At 36.7% G+C, this 20268-nt stretch carries 22 protein-coding genes and 1 pseudogene; 17 read left to right on the top strand and 6 right to left on the bottom strand.

The genetic code is table 11. From position 1 onward, the window contains the following. The 4 genes and pseudogenes from AC22ZQ_RS00795 to AC22ZQ_RS00780 form a co-directional block, all read left to right on the top strand. Positions 1–321, top strand: a pseudogene (locus tag AC22ZQ_RS00795) (DNA polymerase III subunit gamma/tau); the annotation flags it as partial. Positions 322–497: 176 nt separating this feature from the next. Next, on the top strand, positions 498–935 hold the full coding sequence (locus AC22ZQ_RS00790) for a hypothetical protein (protein ID WP_318956670.1): 438 nt from the start codon (positions 498–500) through the stop codon (positions 933–935). Positions 936–1168: 233 nt separating this feature from the next. After that, entirely contained in the window at positions 1169–1522 is a 354-nt protein-coding gene (gene rplS, locus AC22ZQ_RS00785; RefSeq protein ID WP_090247624.1) for a 50S ribosomal protein L19, read from the top strand. An 80-nt stretch (positions 1523–1602) separates the two neighbouring features. Continuing rightward, the gene (locus AC22ZQ_RS00780; protein ID WP_318956669.1) at positions 1603–2295 is read left to right on the top strand and encodes a glycoside hydrolase family 25 protein; all 693 of its coding nucleotides are present in this window, start codon (positions 1603–1605) and stop codon (positions 2293–2295) included. On the opposite strand, the gene AC22ZQ_RS00775 is transcribed toward AC22ZQ_RS00780, so the two are convergent. Together AC22ZQ_RS00775 and AC22ZQ_RS00770 are read right to left on the bottom strand one after the other, a co-directional pair. Next, on the bottom strand, positions 2292–3245 hold the full coding sequence (locus AC22ZQ_RS00775) for a chorismate-binding protein (protein ID WP_318956668.1): 954 nt from the start codon (positions 3243–3245) through the stop codon (positions 2292–2294). The two genes, AC22ZQ_RS00780 and AC22ZQ_RS00775, sit on opposite strands and share 4 nt — an antisense overlap. Positions 3246–3250: 5 nt before the next feature. Beyond that, the gene (locus tag AC22ZQ_RS00770; RefSeq protein WP_318956667.1) at positions 3251–3670 is read right to left on the bottom strand and encodes a hotdog fold thioesterase; all 420 of its coding nucleotides are present in this window, start codon (positions 3668–3670) and stop codon (positions 3251–3253) included. A 122-nt stretch (positions 3671–3792) separates the two neighbouring features. Here AC22ZQ_RS00770 and murB point away from each other — a divergent pair, with 122 nt between their 5' ends. The 7 genes from murB to AC22ZQ_RS00735 all read left to right on the top strand — a co-directional run bounded on the left by murB (position 3793) and on the right by AC22ZQ_RS00735 (position 9108). Beyond that, positions 3793–4806: a UDP-N-acetylmuramate dehydrogenase gene (gene murB / locus AC22ZQ_RS00765; protein ID WP_318956666.1), complete on the top strand. Its 1014-nt coding sequence runs from the start codon at positions 3793–3795 to the stop codon at positions 4804–4806. Between the two features lie 147 nt (positions 4807–4953). Next, positions 4954–6222, top strand: a complete 1269-nt coding sequence (locus AC22ZQ_RS00760; RefSeq protein ID WP_318956665.1) for an aminotransferase class I/II-fold pyridoxal phosphate-dependent enzyme — start codon at positions 4954–4956, stop codon at positions 6220–6222. A 135-nt stretch (positions 6223–6357) separates the two neighbouring features. Next, complete coding sequence (locus AC22ZQ_RS00755; protein WP_318956664.1) at positions 6358–6795, top strand: SRPBCC family protein; 438 nt, start codon at positions 6358–6360, stop codon at positions 6793–6795. Positions 6796–6798: 3 nt separating this feature from the next. Continuing rightward, positions 6799–7386 carry a nitroreductase family protein gene (locus AC22ZQ_RS00750; RefSeq protein WP_318956663.1) on the top strand — a complete coding sequence of 196 codons (588 nt, stop codon included), beginning with the start codon at positions 6799–6801 and terminating at the stop codon, positions 7384–7386. Next, complete coding sequence (locus AC22ZQ_RS00745; protein ID WP_318956662.1) at positions 7371–7772, top strand: hypothetical protein; 402 nt, start codon at positions 7371–7373, stop codon at positions 7770–7772. The genes AC22ZQ_RS00750 and AC22ZQ_RS00745 overlap by 16 nt, the downstream gene beginning before the upstream one ends. Positions 7773–7832: 60 nt before the next feature. Continuing rightward, the gene (locus AC22ZQ_RS00740; RefSeq protein WP_318956661.1) at positions 7833–8618 is read left to right on the top strand and encodes an outer membrane beta-barrel protein; all 786 of its coding nucleotides are present in this window, start codon (positions 7833–7835) and stop codon (positions 8616–8618) included. 4 nt (positions 8619–8622) lie between these two features. After that, the gene (locus AC22ZQ_RS00735; RefSeq protein ID WP_318956660.1) at positions 8623–9108 is read left to right on the top strand and encodes a cupin domain-containing protein; all 486 of its coding nucleotides are present in this window, start codon (positions 8623–8625) and stop codon (positions 9106–9108) included. Here the strand turns inward: AC22ZQ_RS00735 and AC22ZQ_RS00730 are convergent. After that, a complete protein-coding gene (locus AC22ZQ_RS00730; RefSeq protein WP_318956659.1) occupies positions 9089–10381 on the bottom strand; it encodes a mechanosensitive ion channel family protein in 1293 nt (430 codons plus the stop codon). The two genes, AC22ZQ_RS00735 and AC22ZQ_RS00730, sit on opposite strands and share 20 nt — an antisense overlap. Before the next feature lie 31 nt (positions 10382–10412). Here AC22ZQ_RS00730 and AC22ZQ_RS00725 point away from each other — a divergent pair, with 31 nt between their 5' ends. Continuing rightward, positions 10413–10994, top strand: a complete 582-nt coding sequence (locus AC22ZQ_RS00725; RefSeq protein ID WP_318956658.1) for a CPBP family intramembrane glutamic endopeptidase — start codon at positions 10413–10415, stop codon at positions 10992–10994. 236 nt (positions 10995–11230) lie between these two features. Here the strand turns inward: AC22ZQ_RS00725 and AC22ZQ_RS00720 are convergent, their stop codons facing one another. Next, positions 11231–11971 carry a leucine-rich repeat domain-containing protein gene (locus AC22ZQ_RS00720; RefSeq protein WP_318956657.1) on the bottom strand — a complete coding sequence of 247 codons (741 nt, stop codon included), beginning with the start codon at positions 11969–11971 and terminating at the stop codon, positions 11231–11233. Between the two features lie 55 nt (positions 11972–12026). Here AC22ZQ_RS00720 and AC22ZQ_RS00715 point away from each other — a divergent pair, with 55 nt between their 5' ends. Beyond that, positions 12027–12800, top strand: a complete 774-nt coding sequence (locus tag AC22ZQ_RS00715) for a DUF6503 family protein (RefSeq protein WP_318956656.1) — start codon at positions 12027–12029, stop codon at positions 12798–12800. Here the strand turns inward: AC22ZQ_RS00715 and hemB are convergent. Continuing rightward, positions 12790–13761 carry a porphobilinogen synthase gene (gene hemB, locus AC22ZQ_RS00710; RefSeq protein WP_318956655.1) on the bottom strand — a complete coding sequence of 324 codons (972 nt, stop codon included), beginning with the start codon at positions 13759–13761 and terminating at the stop codon, positions 12790–12792. The two genes, AC22ZQ_RS00715 and hemB, sit on opposite strands and share 11 nt — an antisense overlap. A 142-nt stretch (positions 13762–13903) precedes the next feature. Here hemB and AC22ZQ_RS00705 point away from each other — a divergent pair, with 142 nt between their 5' ends. The 3 genes from AC22ZQ_RS00705 to AC22ZQ_RS00695 are packed head-to-tail and all read left to right on the top strand — an operon-like array spanning position 13904 to position 18295. Beyond that, entirely contained in the window at positions 13904–14803 is a 900-nt protein-coding gene (locus AC22ZQ_RS00705) for a hypothetical protein (RefSeq protein WP_318956654.1), read from the top strand. Positions 14804–14815: 12 nt separating this feature from the next. Then, on the top strand, positions 14816–15241 hold the full coding sequence (locus AC22ZQ_RS00700; protein ID WP_318956653.1) for a hypothetical protein: 426 nt from the start codon (positions 14816–14818) through the stop codon (positions 15239–15241). Between the two features lie 3 nt (positions 15242–15244). Further along, complete coding sequence (locus tag AC22ZQ_RS00695) at positions 15245–18295, top strand: ATP-binding cassette domain-containing protein (protein WP_318956652.1); 3051 nt, start codon at positions 15245–15247, stop codon at positions 18293–18295. A gap of 45 nt (positions 18296–18340) precedes the next feature. On the opposite strand, the gene fabG is transcribed toward AC22ZQ_RS00695, so the two are convergent. Further along, positions 18341–19084: a 3-oxoacyl-[acyl-carrier-protein] reductase gene (gene fabG / locus AC22ZQ_RS00690; RefSeq protein WP_413468660.1), complete on the bottom strand. Its 744-nt coding sequence runs from the start codon at positions 19082–19084 to the stop codon at positions 18341–18343. Positions 19085–19333: 249 nt separating this feature from the next. Between fabG and miaA the strand changes: the two genes are divergently transcribed. Beyond that, a complete protein-coding gene (gene miaA, locus AC22ZQ_RS00685) occupies positions 19334–20236 on the top strand; it encodes a tRNA (adenosine(37)-N6)-dimethylallyltransferase MiaA (protein ID WP_318956650.1) in 903 nt (300 codons plus the stop codon). The last annotated feature ends 32 nt before the right edge of the window (positions 20237–20268 follow it).

The following is a 20268-nucleotide window of genomic DNA, read 5'->3' as shown; positions in this document are numbered from 1 at the left end:
GCCTTAATGTTGTACAACGATATCTTAAACAAAGGATTTGACGGTCACCAATTTATTGTAGGACTTTCTGAACACATGCGTAATTTATTGGTTTGTAAAGACCTTAACACTTTAGAACTTTTAGAGGTTGGAGAAAGTGTAAAGGAGAAATACAGAGACCAAGCCAATCAATGGGATGCGCAAATGGTATTGAGAAGTTTAGGCGTACTTTCTCAGGCAGATGTTCAGTTCAAAGCTGCAAAAAATCAACGTTTATTAGTAGAGCTTGCCTTAATGCAATTGTGTTCTATTAAAAACGAATTCGAAAAAAAAAAAGATTAACTGACCCTGTTCAGATCATTCCTTTTAAAGGACAAGATCAAAAAGGAAAAGCACCCGCACCAAAAAAAGCAAGTACAGCACCATCTTTCGCGTCTTTTGCTGAGAAAAAAGAAGCCAAAGTTCTTTCTGCCCCTACTGGGAATTTAAAGAATGGGAATTTATCGATTCAAGAATTATTGCGTAAGCAAAAAGAAGAAAAGCAAAAAGATCTTCAAAACGGAAGTGCGAATAAACCCACAGAAGAATTTAGTTTAGACGACTTAAAAATGTACTGGCGCCAGTTTGCTTTTAAACAAAAAAGTGCCGGACTCGAAACACTTTTCTCTGCCCTTACGGTAAATGAGCCTTATTTCAACGAAGAGGAAATGCTCATCACGCATCATGTAGACAACTTAGTACAGTTAGAATTCATGCGTTCTCACGAGGCAGATTTAGTACAATTCTTAAGAGCTTCATTAAAGAACTACGACATACAAATGAAGTGTGCTGTAAATCAAAGTGAAGACAGTAAGAAGAAAATGTATACTGGAAAAGATAGGTTTGAAGAAATGGCGAAGCGAAACCCTAACCTGGAAACGCTGAAAAAACTTTTCAAGTTAGACATAGATTTTTAAAGCATCACAACAGAGGTTATTTCAGGATATCCGCTGGATTTGGCAATTGAAGAGTGGCTACCAAGTACTTATTTCAAAATAAATTAAAAGAAATCATATAAATACTTTGAATAAACTGGAAAGATTCCCTATCTTTGCACGACATTAAAAAATCCGAGATGAAATGGAGTATATTTCATCTTTTTTAATTAATATTGCACCCCCAAAATTGGGAATACGAAAAAAGAAGAGTAATGGATATTATAAGAGAACTTCAGAGCGAATTAGTTGAAATGAAAGAATTTCCTGCATTCGGTGCCGGAGATACAATTACAGTAAGCTACAGTATTAAAGAAGGTAGTAAAGAAAGAATTCAGCAGTTCCAAGGGGTTGTATTACAGAGAAGAGGTTCTGGAGCAACCGAAACTTTCACAATCAGAAAAATGTCTGGAAACATTGGTGTTGAGCGTATCTTCCCAATCGCTTCTCCATTCATTACTGAGATCAAAGTAAACAAAAAAGGATCTGTACGTAGAGCACGTATATTCTACTTCCGTGAGAGAACTGGTAAATCAGCTCGTATCAAGGAAAAAAGATCTTTCAACTAGGAGAATTCTCTTTATAGATACTATAATAACCTCGATTTTTAATCGGGGTTTTTTTGTGCCATTTTTTTTATCTTAATCACGTGAAAAAATTCCTGGTCATCCTCATCCTTATACTCACTGCAACAGCAGGGTATTTTTACCTTCAGCCACAATCTTACCACTACCTTAAGTTCAACCTACAAGAACCTTCTGGATATGCATCAACCGGTATTGATGTTTCTCATCACCAAGGTAAAATCAATTGGGACGAAGTTTTTGAAACTGACAACCATGTTGAAGTCAATTTTGTTTACCTCAAAGCTACGGAAGGCAAAACCCATGTAGACACACAATGGAAGCGCAACCGCAGATCCCTATTAAAACGAAAAATTAAACACGGTGCCTATCATTTCATGGCAACTAAAAGCTACCCTTGGCCACAAGTTGAGCATTTCTTAAAACACTACTCCTATAAACAAGGAGACCTTCCTCCCGTTTTAGACGTGGAATTAGAAGGCTTTTCGGATGAAGATTTAATCGCAAAAATGAAAATATGGTTAGATGCCGTTGAAAAAAGTATAGGAATACGACCTATCATCTATACTTCTGATCATTTCTATACTACTAAATTCAGGCATAAATTTCCCAGAACTAAATTTTGGATTGCTTCCTATTCTAGATCTCCAAAATATTTAAATGACAAAGCCATTGTTCATTGGCAATGGACAGAAAGCGCTAACATTAATGGTATTGGAGAAAAAGTTGATTTAAACGTATCGAAACTTATCTATTAACTTAAAACCTTCAACAAGGTTTGCGCTTTATTAATTGTTTCTTGATATTCATCTTCTACATCAGAATCTTTTGTGATTCCACCTCCCACATACAAAGCCAAAGCGTCTTTGAAAACTTGCATACATCTTAAGTTTACAAATAAATCACATCTTTCACTTCCTATTCTACCAATAACACCTGCATAGAAATCTCTGCTGTGTTTTTCGTACTGATCGATTAAATCTAATGCTTTGTGCGTCGGCACTCCACATACAGCCGGTGTGGGATGTAAAAGTTCAATTAAATGATTCACCTCTTTTATGGCAGCTTCAAAATAGATATCCGTCTTTAAGTGATACACCGCTCCAGTAAACAAATCCATAGGTCCGTCCGTTTGCAGATTGCTCACCCCTACTTTATTCAAACGATCTATTATATACTCTGTAACAAAAGCTTGCTCTTCTTTCTCTTTGTGCGTCCAGGGTGTTTGCTTTTCTTTTTTCGTGCCGGCCAAAGACATTGTATAAAAGGCTTCTTCCTTACTACTTACCAAAGTCTCAGGTGTTGCCCCCATCCAAGTGCCTACTTCCTTGCCCGAAATCACGTATACAAATGCATTCGGATATTCCGCACACATGCGTTCAAAGGCTAAATCAATATTCAATTGTTCAGCTAGCTCTACTCTATGAACACGAGAAAATATGGCTTTAGCAATTCCTTTAGCAGCAAAGTCATTTTTAAACTGACTCAATTCAGCAAGATACTCTTCTTTAGCTACAGCGTAGGGAAATTCACTTGCAAAAGTAAAATCACTTTCATCTTGACTTTCATTGAAAACGTATACCCTATTTTTATTAAAGGTACTCAACACAAAGTCGCCCGCTTCTAACTCCTGTAAAGCTTTTTCACGCCATTCTCCGGCTTTGCGGTAAACAGCTTCTCCCGGTATTCTATATTGCAGTAAACCCAATGTTCCTATTTTCTATCGATTATCATAGTAGTAAGTCTGCCTGTACATACCATTTTGTCTGTAGCCATATCAAAAATATCAACCTGCCAAACATGTGTTTTCTTTCCTGCATGAACAACCTTACCTACAGCCTTCACCTTTCCAGACTTTACACTTCCTATGTGATTGGCATTTATTTCAATACCCACAGGAGCCTGCTTGCTCGGGTCAATCAACAAAACGCTCCCCATACTCCCAATAGACTCTATTAAGGCGGCACTTGCACCACCATGCAGCAAGCCCATTGGCTGGTGTGTTCTATGATCAACAGGCATAGTACTCACAATATAATCATCGCCAACATCTACACACTCAATCCCTAACACCTCCATCATGGTGTTTTTGTTATAAGCATTTACTTGCTCTGGGGTCACTTTTTTCAACATAGTACAAATTTAATGAAAGGTCGAACTTTTGGAAATTCAAACTTCAATTTATTAACAGATGTAAGTAAAGAAACAATGCCCCCCAGCTACACATCACTTTGCTTTATCATTATCTTTAGCGCATGATAAATATTGAAGAAAATATTAATCTAAAAGCATACACTACTTTTGGAGTTGATAGCACAGCCAGCAAATTCGTTTCATTTTCAACTGTAGACGAGTTAAAAGAAATATTCGCCTTACAACCAGCGCCTTTTATGATTCTCGGTGGTGGAAGCAATATGCTATTAACCCAAGACTATAATGGGTGGGTTATCCAAAACCAAATCAAAGGAATTGAAGTCTTTAAAGAAGATGAAGATTTCATTTATTTAAAAGTAGGTGCTGGAGAAAACTGGCACGAATTCGTTCAATATTGTATCTCTCATAATTACGGTGGTGTTGAAAACCTTTCGCTTATACCAGGTAATGTTGGAACAAGTCCCATGCAAAACATTGGAGCCTATGGTGTTGAAATCAAAGACATCTTTGATCATCTAGAAGCTTATATCCTTTCTGACAAAACGCTCAAAACCTTTAAAAAGGAAGAGTGCAATTTTGGTTATCGAGAAAGTATTTTTAAACGTGAGCTAAAAAACAAGGCTGTGATTACTCATGTTTGTTACAAACTCACCAAAAAAAATCACCTCTTAAAAATGAGTTATGGCGCCATACAGGACGAACTCCACAATAAGGGAATTGAAATACCGGGAATTAAAGACATCAGTGAGGCCGTAATTACCATTCGCCAAAGTAAACTGCCCGATCCAAAAGAAATAGGGAATGCCGGAAGCTTCTTTAAAAATCCAGTTATCTCTAAGGGGGAATTTGAACTGTTACAAAGTAAGTACCCGGAAATGCCCAATTACCCTGCAGGTACTGATAAAGTTAAACTCGCCGCAGGTTGGTTAATAGAACAAAGTGGGTGGAAGGGAAAAACCTTTGGCAATTTTGGTGTACATAAAAAACAAGCCTTAGTCTTGGTAAATTATGGAGGAGCGAAGGGAAAAGACATTTATGATTTATCCGCGCAAATCATAGAAGATGTTCGTGCAAAGTTTGGTGTTGAATTAGAGCGCGAAGTCAATATTATCTAAGCATTAACGAAGTTTGTAGTAGCTCCCATTCATGGGGTGTTGTTGAAAATTACCTGCCGTAATTTTTCCTACTCTTCAGAATTACATTAAATTTGCAAACCGTATGACCCCGAGGGGTATACATTTAAAACAGCAAAAAACACATATATGGCTCAAGACATATTTGATAAAATAAAACAGAACAGAGGACCAATTGGTCAGTTCGCGAAAGGAGTACACGGATACTTCACATTCCCTAAGTTGGAAGGAGAGATTGGAAACAAGATGATTTTCAGAGGAAAAGAGTGCTTGGTTTGGTCTGTAAACAACTACTTAGGATTAGCTAACCACCCAGAAGTACGTGAGGCAGATGCTAAAGCGGCTGCTGATTGGGGGATGGCTTACCCAATGGGATCTCGTATGATGACGGGTCAAACGAGTGAACACGAAGCATTAGAAAATGAACTTTCTGACTTCATGGAAATGGAAGATACTATCTTGTTAAACTTCGGTTACCAAGGTATGGTATCTGCTATTGATGCATTAGTAGACAGAAATGATGTTATCGTATATGATAGTGAATCTCACGCTTGTATCTTAGATGGTATGCGTTTGCACGTTGGTAAGCGTTTAGTTTTCCAACACAACGACATGGAGAGCTTTGACAAGCAAATGGAGAGAGCAACAAAATTGGCTGACCAAACTAACGGAGGTATCCTAGTAATTACTGAGGGTGTATTCGGAATGGCTGGTGACCAAGGGCGTTTAAAGGATATCGTTGAATTCAGAAAATCTGGAAAATACGACTTCCGTTTATTCGTTGATGATGCTCACGGATTTGGTACAGTTGGTGAAAAAGGACAAGGTTCTGGAGAAGAGCAAGGTGTTCACCAAGAAATCGATGTATTGTTCGGAACTTTCGCAAAATCTATGGCTTCTATCGGAGCATTTATTTGTGCTAAAGAACACATCGTTGAGTACTTACGTTACAACATGCGTTCTCAAATGTTTGCGAAATCATTACCAATGCCATTAGTAGTTGGTGCTCGTAAGCGTTTAGAATTATTGAGAACAAACCCAGATCACAAAAACAACCTTTGGAAAATCGCTACTGCGTTACAAGAAGGATTGAAAGAAGTTGGGTTTGACTTAGGTGTAACTAACTCTGCAGTAACTCCAGTTTTCTTAAAAGGAAACTTAGCAGAAGCTACAAACATGACTTTCGATTTAAGAGAAAACTACAATATTTTCTGTTCTATCGTAATTTACCCTGTAGTTCCTAAAGACGTAATTATGTTGCGTTTGATCCCTACTGCAGTACACACATTAGAAGATGTACAATACACTATCGATACTTTTGTTAAAGTGAAAGAAAAGCTTGACAAAGGAGAATACAAAGCTGAAGAATTAGCTGCTGTAGAGGTAGATAAAAAATAATTAGAAGCCCTAGGCTTTATTTTTACTTGTTAAAGACTGTTTGTTTCGGCAAACAGTCTTTTTTTGTTTTCAGCACAACCCTTTTCACCGCTATCTTCTCCAAGAAATCCTTAACTTTGAACAAAATTTTCTGAGATGAAATACAGCAATGAAGTACAGATAAACGCGCCTTTAAGCAAAGTTATCACCTTGTTTGAAGATGAGTCCAACTTAGCCAAATGGCAGCAAGGTTTTGTAAGTGCTGAAGTTTTAGAAGGAGAACGCGGAAAACCAGGGTTAAAATCTAAACTCACCTATAAAATGGGGAAACGAGAAATCGTGATGATAGAGGAGATTAAAACTTGGGATTTACCAAAAGACTTCACTGCTACTTACGATGCCAAAAATGTATTCAACGTTGTTAGCAATCATTTCGAAGCTATAGATGAAAACACGACGCGTTATTTCACAGAAAATGAATTCCAGTTTAAAGGTATTATGAAACTCTTTGGTTTATTAATGCCTGGAGCTTTTAAAAAGCAATCCCAAAAATATTTGAACGATTTTAAAACATTCGTAGAAAACGAAGCATAACAAATGAGACACAATTTAAGTGAGGTTACTGAACTGATCAAAGACAGAAGAACCATTTACCCTGAATTTTTTAGTGCACGAAAAGTCCACAAAGAACAAGTTGAATTAGTATTGAACAATGCAATTTGGGCGCCCACTCATGGTATGACACAACCCTGGAGATTCAAGGTGTTTATGGAAGAGGGAAAAGATAAATTGGGTAACTTCTTTGAAGAGATGTACTTAAAACATGTTGCTCCAGAAAAGCAAAATCCTTTAAAATTGGCACGTATGCAAGACAGACCTAAGGCTGCTTCTGCAGTTATTGCTATCTGTATGAAACGTCAAGAAGAAGAAAGAATTTCTGAGTTAGATGAAATCATGGCCGTTGCCGCTGCCGTACAAAACATGTACTTAACTTGCACTGCTTATGGATTAGCAGGATTTTGGTCAACACCAGGGTTTATGAAGACGGATGATGTAAAGGAATTTTTAGGTCTTGGAGAAAAGGATAAGTGTCTTGGATTTTTCTACCTAGGGTACCCAGAGAATGAATGGCCTAAAGGAAGAAGAAAACCTATTGAATACGTAACAGAATGGATTCAGGAGTAGAACATTTAACAGACCTCGGTTTAGTGAACTACGTTCAACACCCGAGCAACAAAGACTATATTGTATATAGATTTGCTGATATAAATAGAGCAAAAAGCTTTGAGAACGCCTTAAAAAAAGACAAAATTTGGTTCGAGAAATCTGAGGACACACCTCGAACTAAAACTTTTTACCTCTACGGTATTCACAAAAGAGACAACAAAAAAGTGTCTCATCTAAACTTTACAGTTGAAGCTGAACATAGAAGTTTTCTAATAAAAAATAACTTCTTGCGTTACTTTGTTTTATTGTTTGTAACAGCCGCTGTTATAATGGCGTGCATGGGGTACTGTGCTCACCAAGAGGTTTTAGAAAAAAGAACACTGGAACTACAGCAAAATCAATAAATTGAATAGTTTAAGATTTCTCGCCAGAAAAATTGTTTACTGAATTATATATTAGACTGCATGAAAACGATTATAACCCTAACATTCGCCCTATTTAGTGTTTTTACCATGAGTCAGGTCAGTAAACTGAAATCTGAAAGCTTTTTTGGATTCAATTACAAACCTTTGATTCCATTTGGAGTAGTGGGTGACGCTCCAGTAGATCTTCAAAATGGTAATTTACGCACTACTGTTTCCTCAGCCTTTGGTTATAGCTTTGGCGCGGTTGTAAGGTCTAGAGTTACAGATTTAATTGCTTTAGAAACTGGTTTACTCTACACCACCAGAAATTATAAAGCAGATATTTCTCTGTCTGACTCTAACCTCTACGTTAACGGTGATTTTGGTATCGTAAATTTTGACCTTCCGGTAAATGCACTTGTATTTATACAACTAGGTAGAAACTTATACGCCAATGCCATGTTGGGTGGTTCGCTTAACTTCAACCCTTCAGACGTTAGAGATTCTATCAATGTGGGAAATACACCTCATCAATTTGTTTTTGCAGGAAGTAGATATACCAAAGACCAAAGTAAAAATGGTTATTTATCCTTCGCGATTAACGCAGCCGTTGGGTTTGAATTAAGAACAAGAAAAGAAGGTACTTTTTACATGGGGGTTGCCAGTAAAATCCCTGTATCCCCTACTCTTGAAGTAGGTTCAGCATACCGTCAAACAGAACAAGGTTATGTAATCGGTAACCAAGGAATATTAACCGGTGCTACTTTTTCTCTGGACTTTAAATATTTCTTCCATAACGTAGAAAACAAGGGTTGGCAATACAACAGAGGACCTATAGAACAATAATTTTATGCAAAAGAGAATTCAAGAAATTGTAGCTACGTTTCAATTAGAAGCACACCCTGAAGGTGGATGGTTTAAAGAACTTTACAGATCGGTGGAAACAACCCACACACCTCAAGGAACCCGTAATCTATTGACGAGTATCTATTTTTTATTGACCTCTGATAATGCCTCCAATTTCCATAAAATCGAAAGCGATGAAATCTGGTATTACCACGAAGGATCATCGCTTACCGTACATACCCTATCAGAAGCAGGCGAATACAAAGCACTAAAAGTAGGAAACAACCTAAGTGCTGGTGAACAGCCACAAGTATTAGTCCCTAAAGGACTCATCTTTGGCTCAACGGTTTCAGAAGAAAACAGTTATTCATTCGTAAGTTGTGCCGTGGCTCCTGGATTCGATTTCCAAGATTTTAAACTCTATTCAGAAGAAGATCTTCTCGCGCGCTATCCAGAGCACGCCGAAATCATTAAGCGTTTAACTCCTTAACCAAGCCTCGCATATCTCTACCACTTGGACTCTCGAAAATAGAAAGTTCAAAGGTGTGAATCGAAGCAAAAATATGGTCGAAAATATCGGCCACTACTCCTTCGTAAGGTTCCCAATCTTTTATTTTACTGAAACAATATATCTCCATAGGAACCCCTAATTCCTTCGGTTCTAATTGTCGTACCATCAAAGACATGTCTTGATTGATGTTTGGATTGTTGTGCAAGTAGAACTCCATGTAAGCTCTAAACAATCCTAAATTCGTTTGTTTCCTTGCTTGCAAACTATCCGGACCATAGCCCTTTTCATCGTTGTACTGCTTAATTTCAGCTTGTCTTTTATTGATAAAATCTGTCAAGAATTTCTCTTTCGACAAACGTTCTATCATTGCTGGAGAAGCAAATTTAACACTGTCTATATGAATTAATATGGCTCTTTTAATCCTTCTTCCCTCACTGTCTTGCATCCCTCTCCAATTTTTGAAAGAATCAGAAATCATAGAGTAAGTCGGGATAGTAGTAATGGTTTTATCAAAGTTCTGCACTTTTACCGTAGCCAAATTCACCTCAATAACATCTCCATCGGCACCGAATTTTTCCATGGTTACCCAATCTCCAATGCGCACCATATCATTAGCTGATAATTGAATGGAGCTAACAAAACCTAAAATCGTGTCTTTAAAAACCAATAAGATAATGGCTGTCATTGCACCAAACGCAGTAAGTATTTTCATGGCCGACTGGTCTGTAATAACCGACAGCATTACCATGACCATCATGATGGACAATACAATTTTAGCTACTTGTACATAACTATTAATAGGCTTATCTGCTAAAGACTCTTTTTGCTGAAGAATATCCCTTGTGGAATTTAAAAAACGCATTACAGAAATCAAGATCACGAATACCAACACCACATCTATTAGTCGTAAGGCATAATCTAATTTCTCAGGATAAAACTGAAATACTATGGACGCTAGGTAATCCATAAAATACAAAGGAACGAGCTGAGCCAAGGCATAGAAAAATTTATTTTTCACCAAGATATCATCCCACTCTGTTTTCGATCTATCTGCCAACATGTGCAAAAACTGCAGCATCACTTGCCTTGATAAAATCCAAATGAGTATAGACAAAATGATCATGGCTACGAACATACCCAGGGTCCACAAAAGCTGATGACTCTGAAAAGTCTCACTGTGTAGAATCTGGTCTGCCGACATATTTCCATTTTCGTAGAAACTAAAAATCCAATCTTTGATCTTGTCTCGCATGCTTTCTTATTTTTAAACAAAAATAATATTAATGCAGCCCAAAACGCAATTTTACATTTTCGGTTTAATTACATTTTTAATCTTTCCATTACCTGCAGTTTGGGCGCTTAATTTTTTCGAAGATTTCTCCATTTGGGAAATCCTTGCCTTTCATGAACTCGAAAATTATTTCTGGGTCATCGGTATAATTTATGGTTTATTCTACGCCTTATTAGTGATGGCTTTTTCAGAAAGTGGTATCATGGAAGATGACCCTAAGCAACAGCGCTACCTCAATGCTCTCAATTTAAATTGGATGGATATACTTTGCATGTCTTTCTTTGCTGGATTTGGAGAAGAAATATTGTTTAGAGCAGGTATACAACATTGGCTTGGGCCAGTACTGACTAGTATACTTTTCATTGCTATTCACGGTTATCTCAACCCTAAAAAATGGCGCATATTCATCTACGGTTTATTCATACTCCCTTTTATTCTCTCCCTGGCTTTTGCCTATGACCGCTTGGGCTTATGGTTTTGCATTGGAGCACACTTCGCTTTTGATTTGGCAATTTTCTGGGCGTACGGACTTAAAGTTAAAGGAGAAGAAAAATATAAGAAACTCAATACATAGATTGTTTCCCCAAGCTACGCATACCGATTGAAAATCCACGCCACCCTTTATGATTTTTTCAAAGCTATGTATCGCAGTAAGTACTCTGCCAGGGATAGCAGTGGTAGCTCATAGCGCTTCTTTTATTGCTTGTAACAACAAAGCAGGTACGACCAGCGGAAGTGCCGGTGTTGTTGATTTACAAACATAAAAGAGGGGGTGTGACTAAAACGTATAGCCCGTTAAGGCAGCCCCGTCTACCTTAAAATAATACGCAAGGGTGTTGTTTGCCTTACCAATAAACATTGAGGAATAACAACTTGTTTATCCACCTCTAAAATATCCATACGCCTGAGGTCGCAAAGACTTTCTGGCAATTGCACCAAAGATCCTGCATTAATCATATGAATTTCTCTAAGATTAGAACACTGGGAAATTGTTGAAGGAATACTATCTAAAAAGTTTCTATTTAAACTTATAAACTCTAAACTGGTGGCATTGAAAACGCTATCATGGATGACTTCCAATTCATTAAAATTCAACCATAAATTTTTAAGTTCAGGAAGGTCGCCAATAAAGGCAGGCAGGGTCTTGAGTCGATTATTATTTACGATAAGCTGTGTAAGTTGCTTGGCATTGGCAAGATCTGGAGAAATACTGTCGATCTCGTTGTACTGAACCGAAAGCAACTCCAAGCTCTCCAATTCGCCCAATACGCTTGGTAAATACTCCAATTTATTTTTACCGATGTAGAGTTTTTTCAGTTTTTTCAACTTTCCCAATTCCTCTGGTAGCTCGCTGAATTCATTTTCATATAAGCGCAGAACCTCCAAATCTTTCATTTCAAAAACATAGGATGGGATTTCTTTTAAACCTTGTCTACTTAAATTGAGTTTGCGCTTAGATTTTGGCACTTGAACTTTTACATCTGTTAAACCACAAGTTGTGCAGCATAACAAGAATATCAATGGAATTAAATATTTTGGGTGGAAATGCATGTTTGAAAGTTAATACTAATTGTAAGAAAGTCCACATGCAAACGTCCATTTATCTATGAAGAAATTACTGATTCCTATTACGAGTCTTTTGCTTTTCTCGTGTTCGGTAACCACGACGGAGAAATCACAAACAGAACTTCCCTTATTTATAAAGGAGATCAACACGCATCATCATTACGAAAAGTTTAAACAAGCAGGAGTTTTCACAGCTGACATCAAACTTACTTTTGGTGGAAAACAACGCTTGGATGCAAAAATGATCTATGACACTCAAACCCAAGAAACCGCATTGCTCCATAGAGATGGTAAAGCTTTAATGTTTACCGAAGACACTGTTTGGTTGAGTCCGGACACCGCAAACTACCCCAGGGCACGCTTTGATATTTTTACATGGTCTTACTTCATGGCCTTGCCGTATAAGTTAAATGATAATGGAATTCAATTGGAGGAGTACGCCAAGAGCAATTTAGGAGGAAAGAACTACAACGCGCAACGTTTAACCTTTGGAGAGAACATAGGAGACGCACCAGATGATTGGTACATTTTATACCAGGATCAGAAAAGTGGATTATTGCACGCCGCAGCTTATATCGTGTCTTTGGGTAAAGACCAAAAAACCGCCGAAGAAGATCCTCATGCCATCGTTTACAAAAAATACGTAGACGTTGATGGAATCCCAATGGCTACCTCCTGGGAGTTTTACGCTTGGGATAAAGAAAAAGGCCTCACCAAAAAACTTGGAGAGGCCACATTATCTAAGCTTCAATTTGTAGAAAGAACGGATGATATTTTTCAAGTTCCTCTACCTAAAAAAGAAGTTACGATTTAATCAGTTTTGCAAAATCTTTCGCGAAGTAAGTAAGAATTGCACTTGCTCCTGCTCTTCGCATACTCAATAGCATTTCGGGCATGGCTTGGTTGTAATCGAGCCACCCGTTTTGAGCTGCTGCGTATAACATTGCACATTCTCCAGAAACGTTGTAGGCAGTAATTGGCAAGTCGTAATTTTCATTCAAAAGGTGAATTACATCCAAGTAAGCCAAAGCTGGTTTTACCATTAACATATCTGCACCCTCTGCCTGATCTAAATCCGCTTCGATTAATGCCTCGCGTTTATTGGCCGGATTCATTTGATAGGTTTTCTTATCACCCGATTTCGGTGCTGAATCTAAAGCATCTCTAAAAGGGCCATAAAATGCACTGGCATATTTTGCAGTATAAGACATAATGGAAACATCTTCATACTTGTTTTCATCCAAGGTTTGGCGAATCTCTGCAACTCTTCCATCCATCATATCTGATGGACCAATAATGTCCACTCCCGCTTGTGCTTGTGCTAATGCCATTTTAGAAAGAATGGGTAAAGTCACATCGTTCAAAATCTTACCATCTCTCACAACGCCATCATGACCGTCAGAAGAATACGGATCCATAGCAACGTCTGACATCAACATGATATCTGGGAAAGTTTCCTTTATCTTGCGAATAGCGTGTAAATAAAAGTTATCGTCTGCATAACTGTAAGAAGCTTTTTGATCTTTTAACGCCTCATCAACCGCGGGGAATAAATCAAAACTTACGACCCCTAATTTTACACATTCTTCTATTTCTTTCAAGAGCAAGTCCAAACTCCACCTGTAATTTCCAGGCATCGATGCTACTTCATCCTTTACATTCTTTCCATTTACTAAAAACAATGGATAGATTAAGTGTTCAACTCCTAAATGAGTTTCTTGAATCATGTTGCGAATGGCAGCAGATTTTCTATTTCTTCTCGGTCTTGAAAACATAAAATTCTATTTTTCACAAAGAAACAAAAAAGGTAGCAAATCATTGAGTATGGATTTAAAAATACAGGAGTAAGTCTTTTTGACTTCAACTAACTTTTCTGGTATTTTTTCTTATTTTAGCCTAACTCATTCAAGAATAATAATGAATTTAAAAGTTAACTTACTATTGCTATTAGGTATTTCTTTGAGCTTAGTTGCTTGTAGTGAAGAAACTACGAAAAAAGCTCCTATAGAAAAGCAAGAAATAGATCCCTTTTTGAAAGATCCTAACCGGGCTTTCAATACCACTTTTGATGGACAATTATTTTCTATTCCTTCGCCTGTACAAACTGCAATTTTGATAAAAAGTCTTAATTACAAATATGACTTTACACTTTTAAGCAGTTATTCTGAAGCTGAAAAGTATGTCACAAATCAGAAAAAGGCACTTAACCTAGGAGTTTACGGAGCTGATTTAGGAATTACAGCATTATACAAAAAAAACAATGATGCTTTGAAATACCTCACGGCTATTCAAGGTTTATCAGAAGATCTAGGCTTAAATCATACCTTTGGAGAACAGTTTTTTAACCGTTACCAAAACAATGCTACCAACGAAGACACCATGGTGGTTTTGTTAAGTGAAGCCTTTAGCAAAATTGATTATGAAATAAAGCGTACCGAAGATAAAAACCTGAGCGCACTTATTTTAGTAGGAGGTTGGGTAGAATCTATGTATATTACGAGTAATTTATACAACATGCAAAACAACCAGAGTTTACTGGATAGGATTGCAGAACAACGTTTAACCATTGAAACTTTTATTACCCTTCTGGATAAATACAACGAGGAGGATATCAATAAAGATTTAATAGAGAAATTTAAAAAGCTACGTAAAACTTATAGTAAAGTGAAGCGCAGTTACACTTACATACCTTCAACAACTGACAAAAAGGAAAAATTAACCACAATCAATAGTAGAACAGAATTAGAGATAGATCACGATACTTTTGAAGAATTGATGTCTGATTTTAACGCTCTACGAACTTTTATTATTGAATAATTGCAAAACATTATGTATCGAATAATCATCTTATTCTCCCTTTTATTGTTGAGTGCTATAGGATATACACAAGATTGTGATTCTGTACAAACGGTTGTAGAGTCTTATCTCACCGAAGACGATAAAGGGCGAAGCTTTGTAAGTGATGGTCAAGCCTATATTGCCTACCTAGATAGGGAAAAAGCGGAATTTAAAACCACGTTTTACGGAAACTCCGTTTACCGTGTTGCTGCTTCAGCTGGAACGGCAGATGACTATGTTATTTTTACCATTTACGATGAAAATGACAATATCCTTTTCACCAATAAGGATCAGCGAAATGCACCTTACTGGGACTTTAAAATTGCCTCAACCATTAATGTTAGAATAGAAACAGAATTGGATTTAGACAAAAAGGTCTCGGGTTGTGCCATAATGTATATAGGTTTTCAAAAGTAGAGCATGAATGAAAAGGTTTTAAATGCACTTATGCAGCTCTTCGCGATTATCTCGAAATCGGAAGATGACAACCTTGAAAACCTAATCACCTCATCCAAGGGTAGAAAAATTGTAAAACAGTTTTTAGAGCAAGAACTCAATAGCGAACTTGTTCAAGACTACCTTATTAAATTTGACAATCACCTTTACATACACAATGGAAGGGTCAACAAAAAAAATGGTAAGCGTAAACGTACGGCAGGTAACTCTGTAAAACTCCTCCGTATCTGTTCTGAAATTAATAAAGAATTAAATCAGAAGCAGCGTTATGTTGTATTGGTGAGAATTATTGAGTTCATCAATACAAGTCAAGAAATTACCCATCAGGAAATAGAATTCTTAGAAACCGTAGCTGAGTCTTTCAATATTGCGAAAGAAAAATACGATCTGATAACGGAATTTATATTTTCAGAAAAAGCGATAGATCATCATAAGGTTTTATTGATACGTAACACACATAATGATGATATTAAAAATTCTAAGCAATTTATCGTCAAGAATTTAGAAAGTGAAATTGCCGTGCTGTATTTAGAGACGGTAAAAATGTATTTCTTGAGATACTATGGTAAAGACGAATTCACCATTAACGCTCAGGTTGTTCCCAACGATAAAGTACATATTCTAACACAGGGATCTAATTTTAAATCTCTAAAGTCTCCCAACCTTTACTATAGTGATGTAAGTTCATTCTTCAATAAAGGAATGGATAACGAGGCCTTTAACTTTAAGGCGTCTAAAATTAATCACGTCTTTCCAAATGGACGGATAGGTTTGCACAATGTAAGCTTTACAGAAAGTAATGGTAACCTTGTTGCCATCATGGGGAGTTCTGGGTCGGGAAAAACAACCCTATTAAATATACTCAATGGTTCTACCGTTCCTACAGAAGGAAGTGTAGAATTAAACGGTGTAAATGTCCATACAGACAATGATGAAATAAGTGGACTTATTGGGAACATCTCTCAAGACGATCTTCTTTTTGAAGAATTAAGTGTATACGACAACCTTTACTATAGTGCTAAGTTAAGTTTTAAACATCTATCGCATAAAGAACTACATAATAAAGTAATTGACTTGTTGCAAACCATAGGTTTGTTAGAAGCTAAGAATTTAAAAGTAGGAAGTCCACTCAAAAAATCAATTTCAGGTGGTCAACGTAAACGATTAAATATAGCTATGGAACTCATAAGAGAACCAGCGATATTATTCGTGGATGAACCGACATCTGGACTTTCCTCAAGAGATTCTGAGCGTATCATGGACTTGTTAAAGGAATTGGCGTTAAAAGGAAAATTGATTTTTGCCGTTATTCACCAACCGTCCTCAGAAATTTTTAGAATGTTTGATAGACTTCTCATTCTAGACGATGGAGGATATTCTATATTTTATGGAGACCCGGTAGACGCTATTGTACATTTCAAGAGTTTGACCAATCACGTTAACCACAAAGAAAGGGAGTGTCCAACATGTGGTAATGTGAATCCAGAACAGCTTTTTAATATCATCGAAGCAAAAGTTGTTGATGAACTGGGTAATTTCACAGACCAAAGAAAAACAAGTCCGAAAGAATGGGAAGAGAAGTTCAATAAAAAGAAGCGTAAAAAGCACATAAAATTTACTAAGCTTCCTGCGATTAAGGCTAAATCGAACATTCCTTCCTCGATGAAACAGCTATTAGTATATTTCCAAAGGGATGTAAAAACAAAATTATCGAATTTACAGTACGTTCTTATCACCCTATTGGAAGCTCCAGTTTTAGCATTAATCATCGCTTATTTTGTACGTTTTTATAAGATCAATGCCAACGGGTATAGCTTTTTCCATAATCAGAACATTCCGCAATACATCTTTATTGCTGTAATCATAAGCTTGTTTTTAGGCTTAACGGTTTCTGCAGAAGAGATTATAAAGGATAAGAAAATATTGAAACGAGAAGCCTTCATGAATTTAAGCTGGGGGAGTTATCTCTGTTCCAAAATTATCATCATGGGAATTATTTCAATGGTGCAATCTGCTCTGTTTATTCTAGTAGGTAACACTATTTTGAATATCGAAGGAATGTTCTGGGAGTATTTTGGAGTACTCTTTTCTACTTCCTTCTTTGCTTCAATGTTGGGACTAATTATTTCCGCAAGTTTCAATAGTGCCAAAGTGATTTATATTGTCATTCCTATCGTCATTATTCCACAACTGTTGTTTTCTGGAGTCATTGTTAAATACGATAAACTCAACCCTAGTTTCGCAGAACAAAAATCTGTACCTTGGATAGGTAACGTTATTGCCGCCAGATGGGCGTATGAAGCTTTGGCTGTGAGTCAATACAAAGACAACCGCTTTGAAAAAGAAATTTATCCCCTTCGAAAACAGGAATCAGAATACGATTGGAAAATCAATTATTTACTTCCTGAATTAGAAACGCAACTTAATGTTTTAGAAAAATATAAGGATACAAAAATCAAAACGGAAGCAGTTGAAAATGCCACTCAATTATTAATCAATGAAATTAAAAAGGAAGAGTCTCTTTTCAATCCGGAAAATTTTAATTGTCAAAATTGTGTGAATGACTTGGAAGCTAAAATCCTTCAAACTTCCTCAACTTTCACCAATATCAGAAACTTCATTCACACGCTCGAGGCTTACTACAAAAAGGAACTCCATCACGCAAGCTCGGCCATAGAGAATATTAAATATGAAATGACTCCAGCTCTATTTGATAAAGCTGAAAAAACATATGCCAACGAAGCATTAGAAGATCTTTTGTGCAATAAAAAAGAACTCAGCCAATATGTAATTGCTAAAAATGAAATCATACCTAAGCACAACTTGATATACATAACACCAGACAGTGGATTATTAAATGCGCATTTTTATTCAGCCTATAAATACATGTTTAATAAAAAATACAGCACCTATCAAATCAACATGCTTGTATTGTGGGCCATGTCCTTGTTATTTGGTATTATCTTATTCTACCAGCTTCCACAGAAGTTGATGCAATCAATTATCAGAAAATAAAAAAGGCTCCTAAAAGGAGCCTTTACATTTATATCTTAATAGTGCTTAAATTAACATACCTCCACAAACGTGAAGTGTTTGTCCTGTAATATAAGCTGACATATCAGAAGCTAAGAATACCGTTGCATTTGCAACATCTTCTGGAGAACCACCTCTTTTCAAAGGAATTGAATTTCTCCACTCTTGAACAACTTTCTCATCCAATGCTCCCGTCATTTCAGTTTCGATAAATCCTGGTGCAATTGCATTACATCTAATGTTTCTAGATCCTAACTCTTGAGCAACACTCTTTGTAAATCCAATCATTCCAGCTTTAGAAGCTGCATAGTTTGCTTGTCCTGCATTTCCAGAAACACCTACTACAGAAGACATATTAATGATAGATCCTTTTCTAGCCTTTAACATTGGACGCTGAACTGCTTTTGTTAAGTTAAATGCAGATTTCAAGTTCGTGTTCATTACTTCATCCCACTGTTGCTCTGTCATTCTCATCAACAAAGTATCTCTGGTAATACCTGCATTATTGATCAACACATCAACTTGACCAAATGCTTCCATAACGTCGTCAACTAATTTTTGAGCTGCATCAAAATCACTTGCATTAGATTTAAACCCTTTTACCTCTCCTCCATTCTGAGTTAATTCAGCTTCTAATGCCTTTGCTTTTTCCTCTGAAGACAAGTAAGTAAAAGCAACTTTAGCTCCTTCTTCTACACACTTCTGTGCAATAGCCTTACCTATTCCTCTAGACGCACCTGTAATGATGACAACCTTATCTTTTAATAACATAGTATTCATTTTGTTTACGGAACAAAGATAATCAATTCATCATTTTAGAAATGAAATTCTTTTTCTCCCTTCAACCGATCATCCTTGATTTATGTCTATAAACTAAAGTTTTCTGTTTTTTTATCAACATTTGTTTTGTCAACTCAAAAACTTCATTAAATTTGCCTCAGGTTTAGTTGTAAAAGGTAGGTTAGATTGAAAGGAGTAAAACGCTAGTTTTGCTCCTTTCTCATTTTTATTAGATTCGTTATGAAAAACTTAGTTGTAATTGGAGGGGCCACTGCCAGTGGTAAAACAGGTCTTTCAGTAGCTCTTGCCAAACAATTACAATGCCCAATCCTCTCCGCTGATAGTAGACAGTTTTACAAAGAAGTTGCCATCGGTACTGCAAAACCGAGTCTAGAAGAACAAGAAGGAGTTCCCCATTATTTTATAGATAGTCATTCCTTAGAAAATCCAGTTTCTTCTGGTGCCTTTGAAGAAGAAGCCATTCCCCTATTGGATAAATTATTCGAAAAACATGACAACGTAATTCTAACAGGTGGTTCAGGTTTATTCATTGATGCTATTTTATATGGCATTGATGACATCCCAAAAGATGATCAAGTAAAGGAACATTATATAAACCTAGAGAAGGAAAAAGGTTTAGCTAACTTATTAGAAGAACTTGAGGAAAAAGACCCCGATTATTTTCAGGAAGTAGACAAAGGAAACAGTCATAGGGTTATACGCGCACTTGAAGCTATAAAGTGTTCAGGACAAAAATTTTCTGAGCTGCGTAAAAACGCCAAAAAGGTGAGAAATTTCAATGCCTACATATTTATCTTAGACCATCCCAGGGAGGTTCTTTACGATAGAATAAACCAACGTGTTGATATAATGGTTCAGGATGGGTTATTTGAAGAAGTCGAACGTGTTGCCCACCTCAAACACCTTCAAAGTTTAAACACCGTGGGATATAAAGAAATCTTTGCTTACTTCAACGGGGAAAGTACTAAAGAAGAATGTATTGAATTAATAAAGCGCAATACAAGACGTTACGCGAAGCGTCAAATTACATGGTTTAAGAGATACAAAGAGGCCACTTGGATTCCTTATACGAACATGGAGAAAATGACCGCCTTCATTAGAAATAAGCTACACTTGAAATAATTCATATTTGAATTCATGGCTTTTTCCTTATT

Source organism: Lishizhenia sp., from assembly GCF_057456495.1.
Note: the sequence above shows the minus strand (reverse complement) of the source record. Positions and strands in the feature narration are given on the sequence as shown.

What these genes read in the sequence shown, in the direction of transcription:
- rplS (WP_090247624.1), top strand. Translation starts at nt 1,169, where the DNA reads ATGGATATTATAAGAGAACTTCAGAGCGAATTAGTTGAAATGAAAGAA.
- AC22ZQ_RS00770 (WP_318956667.1), bottom strand. Translation starts at nt 3,670, where the DNA reads ATGTTGAAAAAAGTGACCCCAGAGCAAGTAAATGCTTATAACAAAAAC.
- murB (WP_318956666.1), top strand. Translation starts at nt 3,793, where the DNA reads ATGATAAATATTGAAGAAAATATTAATCTAAAAGCATACACTACTTTT.
- AC22ZQ_RS00760 (WP_318956665.1), top strand. Translation starts at nt 4,954, where the DNA reads ATGGCTCAAGACATATTTGATAAAATAAAACAGAACAGAGGACCAATT.
- AC22ZQ_RS00755 (WP_318956664.1), top strand. Translation starts at nt 6,358, where the DNA reads ATGAAATACAGCAATGAAGTACAGATAAACGCGCCTTTAAGCAAAGTT.
- AC22ZQ_RS00750 (WP_318956663.1), top strand. Translation starts at nt 6,799, where the DNA reads ATGAGACACAATTTAAGTGAGGTTACTGAACTGATCAAAGACAGAAGA.
- AC22ZQ_RS00745 (WP_318956662.1), top strand. Translation starts at nt 7,371, where the DNA reads ATGGATTCAGGAGTAGAACATTTAACAGACCTCGGTTTAGTGAACTAC.
- AC22ZQ_RS00740 (WP_318956661.1), top strand. Translation starts at nt 7,833, where the DNA reads ATGAAAACGATTATAACCCTAACATTCGCCCTATTTAGTGTTTTTACC.
- AC22ZQ_RS00735 (WP_318956660.1), top strand. Translation starts at nt 8,623, where the DNA reads ATGCAAAAGAGAATTCAAGAAATTGTAGCTACGTTTCAATTAGAAGCA.
- AC22ZQ_RS00730 (WP_318956659.1), bottom strand. Translation starts at nt 10,381, where the DNA reads ATGCGAGACAAGATCAAAGATTGGATTTTTAGTTTCTACGAAAATGGA.
- AC22ZQ_RS00725 (WP_318956658.1), top strand. Translation starts at nt 10,413, where the DNA reads ATGCAGCCCAAAACGCAATTTTACATTTTCGGTTTAATTACATTTTTA.
- AC22ZQ_RS00720 (WP_318956657.1), bottom strand. Translation starts at nt 11,971, where the DNA reads ATGCATTTCCACCCAAAATATTTAATTCCATTGATATTCTTGTTATGC.
- AC22ZQ_RS00715 (WP_318956656.1), top strand. Translation starts at nt 12,027, where the DNA reads ATGAAGAAATTACTGATTCCTATTACGAGTCTTTTGCTTTTCTCGTGT.
- hemB (WP_318956655.1), bottom strand. Translation starts at nt 13,761, where the DNA reads ATGTTTTCAAGACCGAGAAGAAATAGAAAATCTGCTGCCATTCGCAAC.
- AC22ZQ_RS00705 (WP_318956654.1), top strand. Translation starts at nt 13,904, where the DNA reads ATGAATTTAAAAGTTAACTTACTATTGCTATTAGGTATTTCTTTGAGC.
- AC22ZQ_RS00700 (WP_318956653.1), top strand. Translation starts at nt 14,816, where the DNA reads ATGTATCGAATAATCATCTTATTCTCCCTTTTATTGTTGAGTGCTATA.
- AC22ZQ_RS00695 (WP_318956652.1), top strand. Translation starts at nt 15,245, where the DNA reads ATGAATGAAAAGGTTTTAAATGCACTTATGCAGCTCTTCGCGATTATC.
- fabG (WP_413468660.1), bottom strand. Translation starts at nt 19,084, where the DNA reads ATGTTATTAAAAGATAAGGTTGTCATCATTACAGGTGCGTCTAGAGGA.
- miaA (WP_318956650.1), top strand. Translation starts at nt 19,334, where the DNA reads ATGAAAAACTTAGTTGTAATTGGAGGGGCCACTGCCAGTGGTAAAACA.